The organism is Vibrio sp. NC2 (genome assembly GCF_025195005.1).
In the GTDB taxonomy this organism is placed as follows: Bacteria; Pseudomonadota; Gammaproteobacteria; order Enterobacterales; family Vibrionaceae; genus Vibrio; species Vibrio splendidus.
This window is the reverse complement of the sequence record NZ_JANVFC010000022.1, coordinates 46,205-62,615: the sequence shown is the minus strand read 5'-3', so window position 1 is coordinate 62,615 and position 16,411 is coordinate 46,205. Positions and strand designations below refer to the sequence as shown.

The window sequence follows — 16,411 nt, the reverse complement described above, 5'->3', positions numbered from 1 at the left end:
GAACGATCATGAAAAAGACACTTATTGCGATTGCACTGACGTTAACTACTGCAACGGCTTTTGCTGAAATGGACCACTCCGCTGTTGACCATTCAAGTAAAGATCATTCAGGCATGGAACACTCAATGATGAAAAATGGAGAGATGGATCATTCAAAAATGGATCACAGCATGATGAAGGATGGAAAGATGGACCATTCGATGATGAATATGGAAGGCATGTCTGAAGTGGGTATGCCTGCGACAGGCGCAAAACCGGATAAAGTGGTTCATGTCCTACTAAGTGATGATATGAAAATTACATTTAAGAATAAGGTTGATATTGAGCAGAACGACGTGGTGCAGTTTGTTGTGATGAACACAGGCAAGATTGATCACGAATTCTCGATTGGGTCTGCTTCAGAGCAATTAGAGCACCGTGAAATGATGAAAAACACGGGTAATCACGCCCATGACTCGGGTAGCACAGTTACAGTTAAGCCGGGTAAAGCGAAGCAATTGCTGTGGCATTTCCATGGTGATAATAACGTAGAGTTAGCGTGCAATATCCCTGGTCACGCTGAAGCGGGTATGGTGAAGTCGTTAACGCTTTAGACGTTAACTAATAGCGCTTTGTTGAATTAGATAATTCAATGGGGGCAAGAAAATTAAAGATAAGTCTTAACTCATGCCCAAAGCGCTTTGCTGAGAGAGATTCGTTGAGGCTTATCTTTATTCATAGTCACTGTAGCAAGATAGAAGTTTCAAGCAGGTGGTGTGCTTCGCCGCTCAGGTGCGGTAGCTCTGCCATGATCTTTTTAAACTTGTCGTCGATTGATTCTGCTTCATTCAGCGATCGAAAAGCCAGTACAGCTTGTTCAGGCTCGCTGTTCACATAACCTTTCAATGTATCTAGCTGAATTTTATTGGCATTTTCGACTTTTGCTAAAGCGACATTAATTGCTTCGATGTTAATTGTTAACTCATTGCTTTTAAACATTTTTATTATTTATGGGTTGTTGCTAATGCGCGCACATTAACACAACTGTTTTTTCGGATATTGACCAAGATTATTAAATTGGAACAATTTTGAAAATCATTAAAAGCTGAACTGCAATGTGTGATTTGGATAGGTGTCAGAAATACGAAGCGATTTAAGGAGTTAATAGCTTTGGTTGGTCACTTAGCGTTGATTCGTCAATCTAAGCTTAAACCAAATTAGTTTAATCAGTATAGATTTAATGACTATGGATTTAGCAAACGGAGAAAGTTTTTGAATAGGGTATTGCTGGAAGAAAGCACGTCATGGAGCGTAAGAAGAAGTTGGAGCGTGCAGCGGGAATCGAACCCGCATCATCAGCTTGGAAGGCTGAGGTAATAGCCATTATACGATGCACGCACACTGTCTTATGAGTAAGACTGAGGCATCAAGAAGACTGGAGCGTACAGCGGGAATCGAACCCGCATCATCAGCTTGGAAGGCTGAGGTAATAGCCATTATACGATGTACGCACATCGTCTTAACGAGTTTGATAATGCCACATCTAACTGAAAACGAAACCTTTTTCTTTCATTTTTATTCTAAGTGCTCGCATAACCACCACTCCGCTAGTTTTTCAATCATATCTGGCGTTATGAGAGTGAATAAAATGTGACTAAAATCTCGTTAAAAGGAGGGCGAGAAATAATAGTAAATGTCATGCTGCTTTTGGCGATAAACCCGCGTCAATTTATAAACATGCTTTAGTAGTGCTTGGTTGTCATAAATTTCATGAAAATTAAGGAATTTGGAGTGTTAACATAAACTGATTTTTATTCGTGTTTCGGCGTTCATTAATAACAATCTGAATGCATAAATTTAACTTATTCGCTGGTCAAAACATTCAGTAAACTAATCCCAAATGAGTAGAGTTATAGAGACTTCTAAGCCTTTGCAGAAAAAAGTAACGAGTTCAGTTGATAATTCACGCAAAAGCCTCGTCATTCCGTCTATCGTTTGGTACATTTGCCGCACATTTTGTCTCCCCTAAAATACCCATGCCTTCTCAGTTCCGAATTAACAAAATTGTTGAAATTGGTGATACTCTTCACCGCAGTGGTTGCGCTCCGTATAAGCTTGAAAAATATACACAATATTATGCTAAAAAGCATGGTGTGGATGTGATGATCCAAGCAACGCCAACCGCGATTAATTATCAGTTTCCAGACGATAACAACGCCGTTATTCTTAAGCGTCTAAAGCCTGCGTCGATTAACTTGAGTTTGTTGGCCAATACGATCATTCGTATTAACCAGCCAAGCAGTGAGCCTGTACCAGAGCCTGTCGGTTACTCTAAATTTGTGACTGCACTTGCCAATATGGGTATTCCGCCTGCGTATTTGATGCTGGTGGGCAGTACGTTGGAAGCGGTGGGCTTTTCTGCGTTATTGGGTTTGATGGTTTGGGTATGTCAGCAAGTTCTTCATTCACGTCGCGCTATCGCAGTTGAATTCATCTCTGCATTGTTAACGGGTATCTTCGTGGCGTTTTTGGCGAGTACAGGATTGCCGATACCAGTGTGGGCATTGTGTATCGCCTCGATTGTCTTGTTTGTCCCCGGGTTATCCATAGCCAACGCACTAGAATGTTTGGCGTTTAATGACTTGGTTTCTGGTACCAGCTTGCTAGGGCAGAGCGCCTTAACCCTGATTAAGCTGTTTGTCGGGATTATCATGGGGCTCAACATCGGTGAAGCGATATGGGGACAAGCGGTCTCCATCGACTATACCAATGCGGTACCGATGTGGATGCACATATCTGGCTTGGTGCTGATCTCTGTGTCTATAGGTGTGATGTTCAATGCTCGCCCTAAAGACATCTTACTTGGTTTGCCAGTTGCCGTTCTCGGTATGTGGGGACCATTCTATCTAGGTTTTGATAGTGGTTGGGTTGTCGGCACTTGGGTTACGACGGTTCTTATTACTTTGTACGGAACTTGGATTGCTAAAAAGATGGAGCTCACGGGCTCTATTTATATCGTGCAAGGGATCATCATCTTGGTTCCGGGTAGTCGAGTATTAGTGAGTGCCAGCCAGTCGGTGTTTGAACAATCGATTCTGCCTATTCCGAGTATTGGTTTGTCGGCGTTATTCATGTTCTCTGCAATCGTGGCAGGGCAAATCACCGCTTACTCGATTTACTCACCAAAAGTCGAACGTTAAGCCGTTCCGCTTCTCAAACCTTTAAACAAACACAGCTTAATGGCTGTGTTTGTTCGTTCGTTTTAGGTGCTGTTCTTTTCTACGTTAAATTACGCTACCGAAAATTGGTTCGGTTTGTGCTCGCTAAGCCTAACAAGAGTCATTAAAATGGACGCAAATTCTATTTAAATGAAGTATTAACGTATGTCTCTACCTCCTTGTCCGCAATGCCAATCTGAATATGTCTACCCAGATCAAAACAACCTAATCTGCCCTGAGTGTGCCTACGAATGGAACCCAGAAGAAGAGCGTTTAGAAAGAGAAGCCGCGCGTGTTAAGGACGTAAATGGCGTTGTATTGGAAAGTGGCGATAAAGTTACCTTCATTAAAGATCTAAAAATCAAAGGCAGTTCTTCTGTACTGAAAATCGGCACTAAAGCGGTAATCAGACGAATTAATGAAGGCAAAGATCACCAGTTAGATTGCAAGCTGGATGGTGGCGGTGAAATGCTCGTCACCGCGAAGTACGTTAAGAAGCAATAGTCGATAATAGGTCAAAATAGCGAGTTTCTCCTGAATTAAATAGCGTAGAAGCCGTTGGAGAATCAACATTATATGGACATGGTTAAAGCTGCTCTTTCGCATTCAACTGCCTTTCATCACTATGTGAACGCCTGTGTTGAAGATGGGTTAGATATTTACACGGGCATTTCTGATGGCAGTGATGCGTATTTGGAAAGACGAATTGCTTATTCAAAAGGTGAGGAACTGCCAGAAGGTTGGACGCCTGCTTCTACGTATTTTTGTTTCGAGTCTGGCCGTATTCTTGGAGTGATAAGAGTTCGTCATGGTACCAGTCCGTACATTCACGATGTCATTGGACATATCGGGTATGAGACCCTGCCGCAAACCAGAGGGCGGGGTATCGCAAGTCATATGTTGTCTTGGGTTCAACGGCACGTATTGTCCGAAAGCGCTATTATTACGTGTGAGAGGGGCAATATAGCTTCGCAAAAAGTGATTGAGAAGTGCGGTGGACAATTCCTGAGTACCTTTTACTCAGAGCAAGATAAACACGAGGTCTTACGTTACCAACTAGAACCAAATTGAACATTTAAGCGTGGCATTTTTGGTTGTGTCGGGGGCTCTGAATTCCGGCTTAAACGAAAATGAAACCATAGCCAATTATTGTTGGAGGTATTTTGAAGTATTCAACAAGATCTGCTCAGTCATCAGATTATGAATTTCTGTTTGAGCTTAAGAAAGCCGCTGAGTTTGAACCGATCAAAGCCGTATTTGGCTGGGATGAGCAGGTTCAACGAGATATACACGCTGAAGAGTGGGCAGAAGAACGACCTGAAATCATTGAATATCAAGGCAAAGCGATTGGCAGTGTATTGTTGCAAGACAAAGGCGAACATTTCTATTTTTGTCGATTCTTCTTACTGCCTGAGTATCATGGAAAGGGCATTGGCAGCCAAGTATTGAAAGATTGCTTAACTAAGGCTGACAGCCTCAATAAACCAGTCGAACTTTGTTACCTGCAAGGTAATCGAGTTGGGGAGTTGTACTTGAGGTTTGGCTTTGAAATCACCTCGCAAAACGACCAGTTTGTCTATATGTGGCGTGAATAGTGAGTAATAATTGAGATGAACTCATTCCTTTAGCCTGTATCTCCATCATATAGTTGCCTTCATCTGCCAACAGAGGTCGTGTAATAAGAAAATTGTCAGTTGAATTATAAAATAATGCCAACTATATCAATATTTTATGAATCTGTGTTTTCGGTCCGGCTTTTTAATGATAGGGTCGCCGAATAATTAGATTGATAAGAATAAAGGCTTTATATGAAACATTTTCTGCCAATGGCTTTGGTAGCTAGCTTAACGGGTTGTATGACGTTACCTCATAATGCGTCGAATACTCTATCTGCTCCTCATGGAGATGGAGCTATTGGTATTACTACGAAGATCATTAAGGTTGGTAGTGCTTATCCGTGTGATACTTTTTCGATTCTAATGTACGAAAAGATTGGTGATGAACTCGCTCAAGAACCGGAGACGCTGAGAATGACAGTCTACGAAGATCTAGAGTACGTATTGTTTGATAATATCAAGCCAGGTAGTTACGTTGTTAAAGAAGCACGCTGCAATGTTCCAAGAGGGATCGCTGTAGACGGATATAAACGTTACCACTCTATCGAAATGTCGAGTGAGTACATGGTTAAACCCAACACATTGACTTTAACTGATGACCTAATCTTTGCTGCTCAGGAAACTGAGAAGGACTTTTATTTCACAGTTGAATCAAGTGAAGAAGTTTCCATTTACCTTGAGGGTCTGCTTGCGGTATCAGATACTATCGGTGAAGAGTGGAATATAGAAACTCCTAAGAGTCAGCAGCTCTAATCGTTCGTCGGCTCCAAAGTACTAGCTGCCTTAAAACTGGTTAACTTAGCTGGAAATTGTAAATAAACTCAATGGTACGCTGTGTCATTGAGTTTATTAGTTTTGAGGGGCGACTTAGATTTGATAGTCAGTAATGCCCGAATGTTACTACTACAGAACTGCACTCTTCATTGAGCCTCCTTTTGGCTCCTAATTGTTTGCCTGCAATATCTTCGAAGTAAAAACCTTGCGACGATACTACCCCAAAACCTGTTTGTAGCATCGCTAGAATCAGAGTTATCGACATTCATTTCCCAATTTTAACTCGGAATTATTAATCTTACTGGTTTCAGTAACTAACGGTTTCTTGCGACTGAACTTTTTACAAGTTCATGGGGCGGAACACCAAAAGTTTTCTTAAAGGCGCTGGTGAAGTTAGAAGGATGCTGATAACCCGCTTCATAGGCCGCTTCGGTTATCGAAACCAAACCGCGTTCTAAGTGTTGTCGCGCGATGTCTAGACGTCGGTAGCGGATATAACCGTTAATAGTCAGGTTGTAAGACTGCTTAAATCGACGCTGAAGATTGGAAATGCTCATCGAGAACTTACTCGCGATGCTTTCAAGGCTGAGTTGTTGATCTAGGTTGATTTCAATGTAGCTGATGATGTCTTCAATCTTGGCATCGAAACTCTTTGATGTACTGGCCATATAAAGGTTTACACTCGAGTTTGTATTGTGTGAGGCGATGACTGGATCTGTGCTCTCTGTATTTGTGAGGTCATCATCGGAAGTACATAGCTGACAACATTGAATCGGCATCTGCGACAGGGTTTGAGCAAGTAACTGCTGGGTCAGAGTCTCTACGACAAGCTTATCTTGGAAGTTGGTTGGTGTCGCTTGGCTGGTAAGTGCGTTCGTGAGTTGAATGATGTCAGCGTTAATCTTTACGTTGTAAAACGCCTTATGTGAATCGAGGAATGATTTGCTAGAACAGTGGTCACTTAAACGAGGCTCGACCCATTGCGGTTTAACCAAGATGTTGATCTTATTTATCTTATTACCTTGGATTAAAGATCGCCTAAAGTTGGCAGGCTTGGCAAGGTTAACCACCACACCTTGTGGGCCAGAGTTGGCATCGAGATCGAACTCGAGATCGTCGTAACCAAAGGTGAGCTTTCCCTCAAGAAGAATCGTAATCAGGATGGCGGAGTGGGCGGTCGATACGATGTTGCTATCGACCAATTCAACACAACGACCGCCATGTACAAAAATCTGGTCATTGTATTGGTAAGAAAGGAATTTCCCCTCAGCAAGTGACGTTTGCTTGGTTTGGCCTTGCGTCACGATGATCTGCTTTTCCGTCTGTTCTAGTTTTTTGGTCAGGGCTATTTTCTTAGTTAATGTCGATTTTTTGGCTAATACATTTGCTTTTGCCACAGCCGTTTCGGCAAGTTGAGTCTGCTTTGATGTTACTTCACCCATTTGACCGTTCCTCATAACATCTGTGCGTTTTTGCATAAGCAAATCATCTGTGCATTTACAAATTACAACTCTATCATGTTTGAGAATTATTATCATTTACATCTAGGATTGAATTTATGGAAAGCCCCGTCAGCTCAACAATCAAGCTTTCAGCCCTCTGTATTGCTATTGCCAGCGCGTTTAGCAGCCCTGTAACTGCAGAGGAGAACACATCGCACTTTGATGAAGTCGTGGTGTGGGGAACGAGAGTATCAAGCAACACTGAATCGATCATTGCCGATGACATGTCACTCAAGCAAGCTGACCATATGTCAGATCTGCTGCGTGAAATCCCTGGTGTTGATGTTGGGGGAACGCACTCGGTCAACCAACGAATTACTATTCGTGGCTTGAGTGAAACTGACTTAGATATTCGACTGGATGGTGCTTCTCAACACGCAAATATGTTTCACCATATCGGTAACTTAACCCTAAACCCAGACATATTGAAGTCAGCGGATATTCAAGTGGGTAATAACTCGGTGACGCAAAATGGGTTAGGTGGCTCAGTACTGTTTGAAACCAAAGATGCCAAAGACCTGCTTCGTTACGACGAGAGTTTTGGTGCTCGTGTTTATGGCGGTTACGCAACCAACGCAAGCCAGCAAGGTTCACTCACTGTGTATGGTTTGTTGTCAGATAACGTCGATGCCATGCTTTACAGTCATTACATGAGTCGTGATAACTTCGAAGACGGCGCCGGTAATGAAACCTTTGGGTCAGAAGGTGATGTTTACAACATTCTCGGTAAGATTGGTTTTGAGCCAAGTGACTTACACCGCTTTGAACTTTCTTATGATCTGTATCGTGATAGTGGTGATTACAGCCCGCGTCCAGATATGTCAGGTGGTGCTAACGAAGGCTTATCTAGCGATATCCTGATTCCAACTGATTATGACCGTGACACTATTACGGCAAGTTATGAACTGCGTGGCGAAAGTCATCAAGGTAACGTCACTCTGTACAACACAGAGACCGAGATTCAGCGCGATGAAAGTGTTATGGCACCGCGTTGGCCATCGAACCGCTTATCTAACAATACGGCGAAAAACCAAAACTTTGGCCTGAATGCTAAGTTCCAATCGGACTATCGCCTGATGTCATTTGATAATATCGCGACTTATGGCTTTGACTACATGGACAAGTCATCGAGCAGCTATTACGGCAGCAGTAAGTTTATGGATGAGTCAGCAATTTCTACCGCACTTTTTGTTGAAGACCAGTTCTACTTTACTCAAGCCTTTTCGATCACTGCAGGTGTTCGTTTTGATGATTACCAGCGTAAAGCCGAAACAGGAAACGATGACTTTGACGACGTAACATGGTCGTTGGCAACGCAATGGGACGTGACCCAAGATTGGACGCTGTTCGCGAGCACCCGTTCGCTGTTCAAAGGACCCGAGTTGATGGAGACCTTTATTGCTTACCAAGACGCAGCGTTCTTAGCTGACGACATTAAGGCTGAAACAGGGCAGAACACCCAAGGTGGTGTGCGCTTCGATAAACGTTTAGATAATCACTTTATTGGCGCAAACTTAACTGTATTCCAAACCAATATCGATGATTACATTGCCGAAGAGTATCAGCCCGCAAACCAGAGTTACTTGATTTACAACTTAGGTGATGTCGAGATAAAGGGTTTTGAGGCGAGCTTGTCTTATGGTTACGAGATGTTTAACAGCAAGCTTTCTTATGCTCGTTCAGATACTAAAAACAAAGACACAGGCGGCGCTGTCGCGGGTGGCAATGGACGCAGTATTGATATGGGCGACAGCATCACGTTAACACTGGACTATCAATCTGAAGCGTTGGAAACGATTTTTGGTTGGAATTCAATGTTTGTTAAAGACGAAGACAATGTATTCGATGGTCAGCCGATCAAAGAAAGCTATGACGTTCATAACCTGTATGCTCAGTGGGTGCCATCAAATGTGGATGGATTGTCTGTCACCTTTGGTATCGATAACGTGTTTGATGAGCAATACACCTCACACGCGTCTCGTTCGGGTACAGCAAGAGGCTTTACCTTGGATGACTATGAACCAGGTCGTAACTACAAGCTTTCCGCTGCTTATCGGTTCTAGAGAAGGTTCTAGTTCTCAGGGTTGGTTAGCGCAATAAACTGGCGGTCGTAGGGATCCGCAAAGGTTATTGACCAAAACTGAAGCTATTCCTTTAAGTCATTCTTTTAAGTGATTACTTTTAATGATTACTTTAGGTGGCTAGTGAAAAGAAAAGCGCCTTTCGAGCTCTTGAGCAAGAAAGGCGCTTTTGCCTTGTTCGTTATTGTGGGAGTCATTCAATAGGCAAAGACAGCACACCGCCATTGAGTTCGACTTGTTTTAGCCATTCGGTTGGAATTTCGCCATCTTCTTCGTAGAAACACGCCGCTAATACAGCGCCAATCACAATCGCACGCCCGCAGCTGTCCCCACCACATAAGATGTTGTCTCGAATACCTTGTTTAAAGCTCTGGGCCCCCGCAATGATGCGAATCAGCAAGGGAAATGCGGCACTCAATTCGCAATGCAATCCAAACTTCTTCGCGGCATCTGTAATCGAAAGCTCCGGATCAGCCAATGCTTCGTCGATTTGATCGTGTATAAACTTGCTGCAAGTTTGTCGCGCCATTTCTACCGACTGCAAGGGCGAGTTGCCTTGAATTGCCGCTTGAACCAATAGGGTGATGGCTTGCGCCCACTCCACTGCTTTGTCGTTATTGTTAGTGACTCGCACCGCACTCTCTACCATGGCTGGCAAAGTGTGAGAGGTGTAAGTACACGCCACCAATGGGATGATCTTTGAGACGGCAGGAAGTTGCGTATCGTCTGCGCCACAGGCAGTAATCGGGGCGTCCTCTAGTTCTAATTGATGGATGTTCAGCAAGCTCATGCGCGTCGCTTTATCAATGTAGCCTTGCCAACTGCTACCAAAATCAAACCAGAAGCGGAAATGTTGAATATAGTTCGCTTCATCGTATTTTTGGTTGTCGACTAAGCTGTCGACCATCGCCAATAACTGAGCACCATATTGCGATTGCTCACCTGCGGTTTTACCTTGGTGCGCAAAGTAGCCTTTGTCTTGATAATCGAACCGATTCGGTGAGCGAAATTCAGGCTCAAAACCAGCAACCTGTAAGATCCTCTCTTGGTCATACAGCCAATGTAGCCCCATTGAAGCGGCGTCTCCAACCAATGCGCCAACAACGGCGTAAAAAGCTCTTTCTTTATGATTGTCCATGTTGAGTGATGTCCTTGAGAAGAATCAACGTAGTTCGATACGTTAAGTATAGTGATTAGGCGAGCATTTTGCTGTGTTTCTAAGAAGAAATATGAAGGGATAAGTCCTGATTGGTCAATAGCTTAAACCAATCAGGTGAAATTGATAAGGGCGATGAATAGTCTGGTGAATTCGTATTTTTGATTGGTGGTGTTATTGATGGTTGAGATAGGCACTAGAGCGCTGCTCAATTACTTTGAAAAGACGTGAAAGCGCAAAGCACAAAGCAAAATATACGAAGCCTACAATGAGCCAGATCTCAAAGATCAAACCTGAAGAGTTTGCCATTTCAGTACCAACAAACGTCATCTCTTGGATAGAAATCAGAGACACAATCGACGTGTCTTTAACCAAAGATATTGCTTGGCCAGCCAATGGCGGTGTGATAGCCGTTAATACTTGCGGGCCGACTACAAATCGATACTTAGACAATGCAGACAGACCGAGTGAATCGGCCGCTTCCCATTGGCCTTTAGGAATACCTTCTAAGCCAGCTCTAATTACTTCAGCAATATAAGCAGAAGAGAGCAAGCCAATACAGATAACACCAGACGCCAAGTTTTCCCAAAGGTTAGCTGGGCCGAACAGGAAATCTTGAACAGCATTAATCTCGCCGTTGTGTTCACGTAAAATGCTTTCTAAACCAAGCAATGGGATCAGCTGGTTAGAAACAAAGAAGTAAAAGATAAAGACAAACACCAGCGGCGGAATATTACGAACCAACTGAATGAAAATCAGTGCCGGTGTTTTGAAGAAAGCGATCTTTGAGTGTCTTGCCACACCTAACAATGTGCCAAAAGAGAGTGCTAACACCATACTCCATAAACTTAAGCGCAGCGTTGCGATCAAGCCTTGGAAAAAATAGGGAATACTGCCTTGAGAAGGCGGAATAACAATCAGGGTAAACGCATCTTCCCAGCGCCACTGGTAGTTAATACCAACAGCGGAACGATAATAAAGCCAGCCTGCAAACACACAAATGACAGCGAGTAACACGCCATCCAAAAGGTTAAGGCGTTGATACCAAGGCTTCATATAAACGTTGGGCTTAGGTGTTGTTAATGCGCTAGTACTACTCACGTCATTCCTGTTTAAACAATAATAATTAGTAGGCTGTTTTGTTGAGTTTTAGATCATCAATAGAGCGAATCAAGTTGCCGATGAGAAAGCAGTGCAGACAACGCACTGCCTCGATTCACTAGCAAAAGTTCTGATTACTGACCTTGAGCAATCTGGTCTTGCCAATCTAGAGTAGAGAACCAGTACTCGTAACGCTCTTTCAACCAACCGTCTTCAGTACGTGCTTTGATCCATTCGTTGAAGAATTCTGCCTTGTCAGTTTCACCTAGGCGAACTGCAAATGCTTCGTTACCTTTTGATAGACGCTCTTCAAATGGAATAAATAGCGTGTCTGCATTTTTGATCGTTTCGTGTTCTGGTTTCGGGCTAGACGCGATAACCGCGTGTGCGTTGCCGTTCAACACTTCTTGGAATGCTTGAGCATCGTCATCGAACTGTAGAACTTTCGCTTTAGGGAAGGTTTCACGAGCGACTTGAACCGTGAATGCTCCACGACGTGCTGCAATTTTTACGCGGCGAGAATCAAAATCAGAGATCTGAGTAAAACCTTCCGCTAGCTCTTTGTTAGCCGCCAGTTGAACGCCAGAGTGCGAGTAAGGTTCAGTGAACAATACGCTTTTAGCACGAGCTTCAGTGATAGACATACCGCCGATGATTACATCAAATTTTTTCGATAATAGGGAAGGGATAATACCGTCCCATGCCGTAGGTACAAATTCGACTTTCCAACCAGAATCTTCGGCAAGGCGTTTCGCCACGTCGATTTCAAAGCCAACGAGATCGCCTTGTTTGTTACGCATCGCCCAAGGAACAAATGTCGACATACCAACGCGCAGTGAGCCACGTTCGTTGATTTTATCGAGGTTAGGCGTTTCAGAAGCAAGTGCAGGCAAACTTACGGCAAGCGCAAGTAGGGCTGTAATCGCGGTTTTAAATAGCTTCATGCTGATAAATCCTTATTGTGTTCGCCAGTTAGCCCCGAGCTTATGCTCAAGCCAAGCAGCAACGGCAGAAAGTGAAAGTGTAAGAGCAAGATAAATGATCGCCACAGAGAACCAAATCTCGAATGGCATCGCGGTTTCAGAAACGATGTTTCTGGCTTCGGTTGTCAGGTCGAAAATAGCCATGACACTCACAATCGAAGAGTTTTTAATTAGAGAGATCACTTCATTGGTCAAAGGTGGCAAGGTGCGTTGCACCACCTGAGGAAGAATCACATCCCAGTAAGTATAGGTCTTTGATAAGCCCAAGGATTGAGCTGCTTCAAATTGTCCTCTCGCAATACCATTTAAACCGGCACGAAATATCTCGGCGGTATAAGCGCCTTGGAAAAGTGCCAAGGCTAAAACGGCAGTGCTAAAGCGATCGAGCCCTAATACGGGGCCAAATACAAAATAGAGCAAATAAATTTGTACTAATAACGGCGTGTTACGAATCAACTCAACATAGCTGGTGGCTAAGGTGCGTCCAACCACAGAATTTGAGTTTCTCAACAGCGCTGTCGTTAAACCAATGATCAACGTAGCGACCAAAGAAATCAAAGAGATATTGATGGTAACCAGTAGCCCTTCAACTAATTCTGCTGGCCACCATTCACCATCTTCATAGAAAGCAATATAGTCCGGCACGCGCTCCCATTGCCAGCTGTATCCCATGGTTTGTGCGCCAGAGTCGAGAATCCAAACAACAGCAGCCACCAGTACAACAATCTGTACTAAAGCAGATAGGGCGGGTTTAATAATTCGAATCAACATTAATAAGTCAGGATCTGATTTAGGAACGCTTGAGTACGTTCATGTTGAGGGTTTTCAAAGAGCGCTTGTGGCGTATTCGATTCCACAATTTGTCCTTCATCCATGAAGATAACGCGGTCGGCCACTTGTTTCGCAAAGCCCATTTCGTGGGTCACGCACACCATGGTGATACCTTCGCTCGCCAGTTCAACCATCACGTCGAGCACTTCGTTAATCATCTCCGGATCAAGCGCTGAAGTCGGTTCATCAAAAAGCAGTAATTCAGGCTTCATGCACAGCGAACGGGCGATAGCTACACGTTGTTGTTGACCGCCAGAAAGTTGCACTGGGTATTTGTTGGCTTGTTCAGCGATGTGTACGCGCTCGAGATAGTGCATTGCAATCTTCTCGGCTTCTCGTTTGCTTTTTTTCAGCGTACGTATTGGAGACAGAGTCAGGTTTTCAAGCACGGTAAGATGGGGGAATAAATGAAAATGCTGAAACACCATTCCGACTTGGCCTGGTGTGTTAAATTTACTCGGAAATACTTGTTCTAACACGCAAAGCTCGCCACTTTCGAAAGGTTCTAGCTGATTGATACAACGGATTAAGGTTGATTTACCCGAACCTGATGGCCCGCAAATCACCACTATCTCTCCTTGTTCAATATTTAAATCGATATCCTTTAGGGCATGAAAATCACCATACCACTTGTTAAGTGACTTAAACTTAACCATTTCCTTGAGATTGTTCAAATCGTTGTTCATACCTAGTAAAGAGACAGGTTTACCTTACCAATATAGAAATCTGAATGCACATAAAATTAAGGACTTATGAGAATTTAATAGCATCTTGTAGGGCAAATTAAAAAGCAGCGCCCAAAATGAACGCTGCTTTGTTTGTACGAAAGAAATAAGTAATGGGTTCAGTCAGATGTAAAAAATCATCTTTGTGTGACCATTGCCTTTGCTTTCTCTCTACTTTAGCAATTCTTAGTGAATCGCAGACTCTAAAATCTCGCGTGTTTTCTGAGGCGTGATTGCTTTGTTCTCGCCAAGCTCTAGGTAACCGTGTGACTCAAGTTGCGCTACAACACTATCAATCGCAGTGGCTTTGTTTGTTTCGTAACCGTCGAACATCGTTGGAACGTCTAGGCTGTGGTAGAACGCTTCGATTGCAGCAATAGTGCGCTCGGCTAAATCAGCACCCGCTTCTAGGCCAAATACGTTACGACCCATTTGCTCTAGCTTGCCACGCTTCGCTTCGATTTGATTACGAAGTAGTGAAGGTTGAACAATCGCAAGCGAACGTGCGTGATCTACATGCCATAGCGCAGTGAATTCGTGGCCAATCATGTGTGTTGCCCAATCTTGAGGAACACCCGTACCAATCAGGCCGTTAAGCGCTTGGTTTGCTGTCCACATTAGGTTTGCACGCCATGCGTCGTTGTCACGCTCGTCGTATTGCTTACCCAGTACAAGTAGGTTCTTAAGCAGTGTTTCTGCGTAACCGTCTTGAACCATCGCGTATGTTGGCATTGTGATGTATTGCTCACATACGTGAACCCATGCATCAACTAGACCGTTGATCAGTTGGCGCTCTGGCAGAGACTTCATTACATCTGGGTCCATAACCGCAAACTTAGGCTGTACCGCAGGGTTCATGAATGCCAGTTTCTCTTGAGTCTCTTTACGAGTGATTACCGAACCCATGTTAGATTCAGAACCTGTCGCAGGAAGTGTCAGTACCGCACCAATAGGAGTTGCTTCAGTTACTTGGTGTTTACCCGCTAGGATATCCCAACCGTCGCCGTCGTATTTAGCCGCTGCAGCAACGTACTTAGAACCGTCGATTACTGAACCACCGCCAACAGCGATAATGAACTCTACGTTTTCTTCTTTAACAAGAGCGACGGCTTTATCTAGCGTCTCTTTGGTTGGGTTAGCTTCAACACCAGCGAACTCAATCCAAGCGTGATCCTTTAGAGAAGCGACAACTTGGTCGTAAACACCGTTGCTTTTGATTGAACCGCCACCGTAGATGACTAGTACTTTCTTCGAAGTATCAACCGCTTGGCTGATAGCGTTGATTTGGCCTTGGCCGAAGTGGATAACTGTAGGGTTAACATAAGTGAATTGCATTAGAGATTCCTTGTGTAAAGCTCAATTTGTTATTTTATTTGATTGCTCAATTTCTATATTTGCATATTAGTACAGTAATCCAGGGTGATGAAGAGCTGATCCTCCAAATAAATTGCCTATTTCTACAAAATTGATATTCTTTCTCTGCTTTAGCTTACTTACTCTTAGCACTTGGAATGGAAAGTCGCCACTTATGAAAACACTCGCGCAGTTATTACAGTCTTATGTAGAACACAAAGGTTGGGATGATCTCGAAGGGATCAGAGAAACTGAAATTGGCGGTGTGTGGTTGTATAGAAGCAGTGGCGGGAATCAGCGTCAGCCATTTACTTACCAGTCGGGTATTATCATGCTCGGGCAGGGCAAAAAGAACATCTACATTGGCGACAGACCCGTTACTTACGCTGCTGGTGATTATCTTGTGGTAGGCGTGCCAATGCCATTGGAGTGTGAAGCCTTGCCTGTAAATGGAGAACCATTGCTTGGTTTGTCGATAAGCATCGATTCTCAGCGCTTGCATAGCTTAGTCAAAAAGCTGGAAGATCAAGGCTTTCTAGAGAGCTACTGCAACAAGCACAAGCAGAATTCGAGCGGCTTAGAATCGGCGCCAATGGAAGAGCAAATGCTGGAGAGCTTTACTCGATTGGTCAAAACTCTACATTGTGACATTGAAGCCAACATATTGGGTGATGCCATGGTCAGCGAGATTGTCTACCGCGCATTAACAGGTTCAGAAGGGCGTGTGCTGTTTGATTTAGCTCATCATGACGGACACTATGCACGTGTCGCTAAAGCGCTGTCTAAAGTGCATGAAGAGTACGACCAAACCATCACTGTTCAATCGCTTGCCGACGAAGCCAACATGAGCGTGTCTGCCTTCCACAATGCATTCCGTAATGTCACCTTTGAATCACCTCTTCAATATTTGAAGAAGGTAAGGCTTAACAAAGCCAAAGAACTGATTCAGCTAGAAGGCCTTCGCATCAGCGATGCTGCTCGTCGAGTCGGCTATTCTAGCCCATCCCAATTCAGTCGCGAATTTAAGCGCCACTTCAATACTACTCCAAGAGCTGTTTAGCCCTTACTCAATATTTATGTTCCGAAACGTGC

The 16,411-nt window shown here is 43.8% G+C and carries 16 protein-coding genes and 2 tRNA genes; 8 read left to right on the top strand and 10 right to left on the bottom strand.

Annotation, left to right across the window (positions count from 1 at the left end):
- Window positions 1-8 precede the first annotated feature (8 nt).
- Entirely contained in the window at window positions 9-593 is a 585-nt protein-coding gene (locus tag NX845_RS20250) for a cupredoxin family protein (RefSeq protein ID WP_260257097.1), read from the top strand.
- Between the two features lie 127 nt (window positions 594-720).
- On the opposite strand, the gene NX845_RS20245 is transcribed toward NX845_RS20250, so the two are convergent.
- From NX845_RS20245 to NX845_RS20235, 3 genes are all read right to left on the bottom strand, one after another.
- Window positions 721-978 carry a hypothetical protein gene (locus NX845_RS20245; RefSeq protein ID WP_004731488.1) on the bottom strand — a complete coding sequence of 86 codons (258 nt, stop codon included), beginning with the start codon at window positions 976-978 and terminating at the stop codon, window positions 721-723.
- A 324-nt stretch (window positions 979-1,302) separates the two neighbouring features.
- A tRNA-Gly gene (locus NX845_RS20240) sits at window positions 1,303-1,377 on the bottom strand.
- Between the two features lie 38 nt (window positions 1,378-1,415).
- A tRNA-Gly gene (locus NX845_RS20235) sits at window positions 1,416-1,490 on the bottom strand.
- Between the two features lie 525 nt (window positions 1,491-2,015).
- Here NX845_RS20235 and NX845_RS20230 point away from each other — a divergent pair.
- The 5 genes from NX845_RS20230 (at window position 2,016) to NX845_RS20210 (ending at window position 5,566) form a co-directional block, all read left to right on the top strand.
- The gene (locus NX845_RS20230; protein ID WP_017058966.1) at window positions 2,016-3,179 is read left to right on the top strand and encodes a threonine/serine exporter family protein; all 1,164 of its coding nucleotides are present in this window, start codon (window positions 2,016-2,018) and stop codon (window positions 3,177-3,179) included.
- Window positions 3,180-3,362: 183 nt separating this feature from the next.
- Entirely contained in the window at window positions 3,363-3,701 is a 339-nt protein-coding gene (locus NX845_RS20225) for a zinc ribbon domain-containing protein YjdM (protein ID WP_004731484.1), read from the top strand.
- A gap of 72 nt (window positions 3,702-3,773) precedes the next feature.
- On the top strand, window positions 3,774-4,268 hold the full coding sequence (locus NX845_RS20220; RefSeq protein ID WP_260257096.1) for a GNAT family N-acetyltransferase: 495 nt from the start codon (window positions 3,774-3,776) through the stop codon (window positions 4,266-4,268).
- A 92-nt stretch (window positions 4,269-4,360) separates the two neighbouring features.
- Window positions 4,361-4,792, top strand: a complete 432-nt coding sequence (locus NX845_RS20215; RefSeq protein ID WP_260257095.1) for a GNAT family N-acetyltransferase — start codon at window positions 4,361-4,363, stop codon at window positions 4,790-4,792.
- Between the two features lie 213 nt (window positions 4,793-5,005).
- Window positions 5,006-5,566 (top strand): hypothetical protein, encoded by a 561-nt coding sequence (locus tag NX845_RS20210; protein ID WP_017093702.1) that lies wholly within the window; start codon window positions 5,006-5,008, stop codon window positions 5,564-5,566.
- 335 nt (window positions 5,567-5,901) lie between these two features.
- On the opposite strand, the gene NX845_RS20205 is transcribed toward NX845_RS20210, so the two are convergent.
- On the bottom strand, window positions 5,902-7,125 hold the full coding sequence (locus tag NX845_RS20205) for an AraC family transcriptional regulator (RefSeq protein ID WP_260257094.1): 1,224 nt from the start codon (window positions 7,123-7,125) through the stop codon (window positions 5,902-5,904).
- Between the two features lie 20 nt (window positions 7,126-7,145).
- On the opposite strand from NX845_RS20205, the gene NX845_RS20200 reads away from it, so the two are divergent.
- Window positions 7,146-9,152 carry a TonB-dependent siderophore receptor gene (locus NX845_RS20200; protein WP_065682794.1) on the top strand — a complete coding sequence of 669 codons (2,007 nt, stop codon included), beginning with the start codon at window positions 7,146-7,148 and terminating at the stop codon, window positions 9,150-9,152.
- Between the two features lie 211 nt (window positions 9,153-9,363).
- On the opposite strand, the gene NX845_RS20195 is transcribed toward NX845_RS20200, so the two are convergent.
- The 6 genes from NX845_RS20195 to NX845_RS20170 all read right to left on the bottom strand — a co-directional run bounded on the left by NX845_RS20195 (window position 9,364) and on the right by NX845_RS20170 (window position 15,301).
- Window positions 9,364-10,308: an ADP-ribosylglycohydrolase family protein gene (locus NX845_RS20195; RefSeq protein ID WP_065682793.1), complete on the bottom strand. Its 945-nt coding sequence runs from the start codon at window positions 10,306-10,308 to the stop codon at window positions 9,364-9,366.
- A 192-nt stretch (window positions 10,309-10,500) separates the two neighbouring features.
- Window positions 10,501-11,427: an amino acid ABC transporter permease gene (locus NX845_RS20190; RefSeq protein WP_065682792.1), complete on the bottom strand. Its 927-nt coding sequence runs from the start codon at window positions 11,425-11,427 to the stop codon at window positions 10,501-10,503.
- A 134-nt stretch (window positions 11,428-11,561) separates the two neighbouring features.
- The gene (locus tag NX845_RS20185) at window positions 11,562-12,371 is read right to left on the bottom strand and encodes a transporter substrate-binding domain-containing protein (protein ID WP_012600468.1); all 810 of its coding nucleotides are present in this window, start codon (window positions 12,369-12,371) and stop codon (window positions 11,562-11,564) included.
- A gap of 12 nt (window positions 12,372-12,383) precedes the next feature.
- Window positions 12,384-13,181, bottom strand: a complete 798-nt coding sequence (locus NX845_RS20180) for an amino acid ABC transporter permease (protein WP_009845515.1) — start codon at window positions 13,179-13,181, stop codon at window positions 12,384-12,386.
- Complete coding sequence (locus NX845_RS20175; protein ID WP_311319419.1) at window positions 13,181-13,927, bottom strand: amino acid ABC transporter ATP-binding protein; 747 nt, start codon at window positions 13,925-13,927, stop codon at window positions 13,181-13,183. Before NX845_RS20175 ends, NX845_RS20180 begins: the two co-directional genes overlap by 1 nt.
- 225 nt (window positions 13,928-14,152) lie before the next feature.
- On the bottom strand, window positions 14,153-15,301 hold the full coding sequence (locus NX845_RS20170; RefSeq protein WP_065682791.1) for an iron-containing alcohol dehydrogenase: 1,149 nt from the start codon (window positions 15,299-15,301) through the stop codon (window positions 14,153-14,155).
- A 193-nt stretch (window positions 15,302-15,494) separates the two neighbouring features.
- On the opposite strand from NX845_RS20170, the gene NX845_RS20165 reads away from it, so the two are divergent.
- Window positions 15,495-16,379: an AraC family transcriptional regulator gene (locus tag NX845_RS20165; protein ID WP_004731459.1), complete on the top strand. Its 885-nt coding sequence runs from the start codon at window positions 15,495-15,497 to the stop codon at window positions 16,377-16,379.
- Window positions 16,380-16,411: the final 32 nt, after the last annotated feature.

Bases quoted from the DNA above. Each gene is read 5' to 3' on its own strand.
- NX845_RS20250 (WP_260257097.1), top strand. From the start codon at position 9: ATGAAAAAGACACTTATTGCGATTGCACTGACGTTAACTACTGCAACG.
- NX845_RS20245 (WP_004731488.1), bottom strand. From the start codon at position 978: ATGTTTAAAAGCAATGAGTTAACAATTAACATCGAAGCAATTAATGTC.
- NX845_RS20230 (WP_017058966.1), top strand. From the start codon at position 2,016: ATGCCTTCTCAGTTCCGAATTAACAAAATTGTTGAAATTGGTGATACT.
- NX845_RS20225 (WP_004731484.1), top strand. From the start codon at position 3,363: ATGTCTCTACCTCCTTGTCCGCAATGCCAATCTGAATATGTCTACCCA.
- NX845_RS20220 (WP_260257096.1), top strand. From the start codon at position 3,774: ATGGACATGGTTAAAGCTGCTCTTTCGCATTCAACTGCCTTTCATCAC.
- NX845_RS20210 (WP_017093702.1), top strand. From the start codon at position 5,006: ATGAAACATTTTCTGCCAATGGCTTTGGTAGCTAGCTTAACGGGTTGT.
- NX845_RS20205 (WP_260257094.1), bottom strand. From the start codon at position 7,125: ATGATAATAATTCTCAAACATGATAGAGTTGTAATTTGTAAATGCACA.
- NX845_RS20200 (WP_065682794.1), top strand. From the start codon at position 7,146: ATGGAAAGCCCCGTCAGCTCAACAATCAAGCTTTCAGCCCTCTGTATT.
- NX845_RS20195 (WP_065682793.1), bottom strand. From the start codon at position 10,308: ATGGACAATCATAAAGAAAGAGCTTTTTACGCCGTTGTTGGCGCATTG.
- NX845_RS20185 (WP_012600468.1), bottom strand. From the start codon at position 12,371: ATGAAGCTATTTAAAACCGCGATTACAGCCCTACTTGCGCTTGCCGTA.
- NX845_RS20180 (WP_009845515.1), bottom strand. From the start codon at position 13,181: ATGTTGATTCGAATTATTAAACCCGCCCTATCTGCTTTAGTACAGATT.
- NX845_RS20175 (WP_311319419.1), bottom strand. From the start codon at position 13,927: ATGAACAACGATTTGAACAATCTCAAGGAAATGGTTAAGTTTAAGTCA.
- NX845_RS20170 (WP_065682791.1), bottom strand. From the start codon at position 15,301: ATGCAATTCACTTATGTTAACCCTACAGTTATCCACTTCGGCCAAGGC.
- NX845_RS20165 (WP_004731459.1), top strand. From the start codon at position 15,495: ATGAAAACACTCGCGCAGTTATTACAGTCTTATGTAGAACACAAAGGT.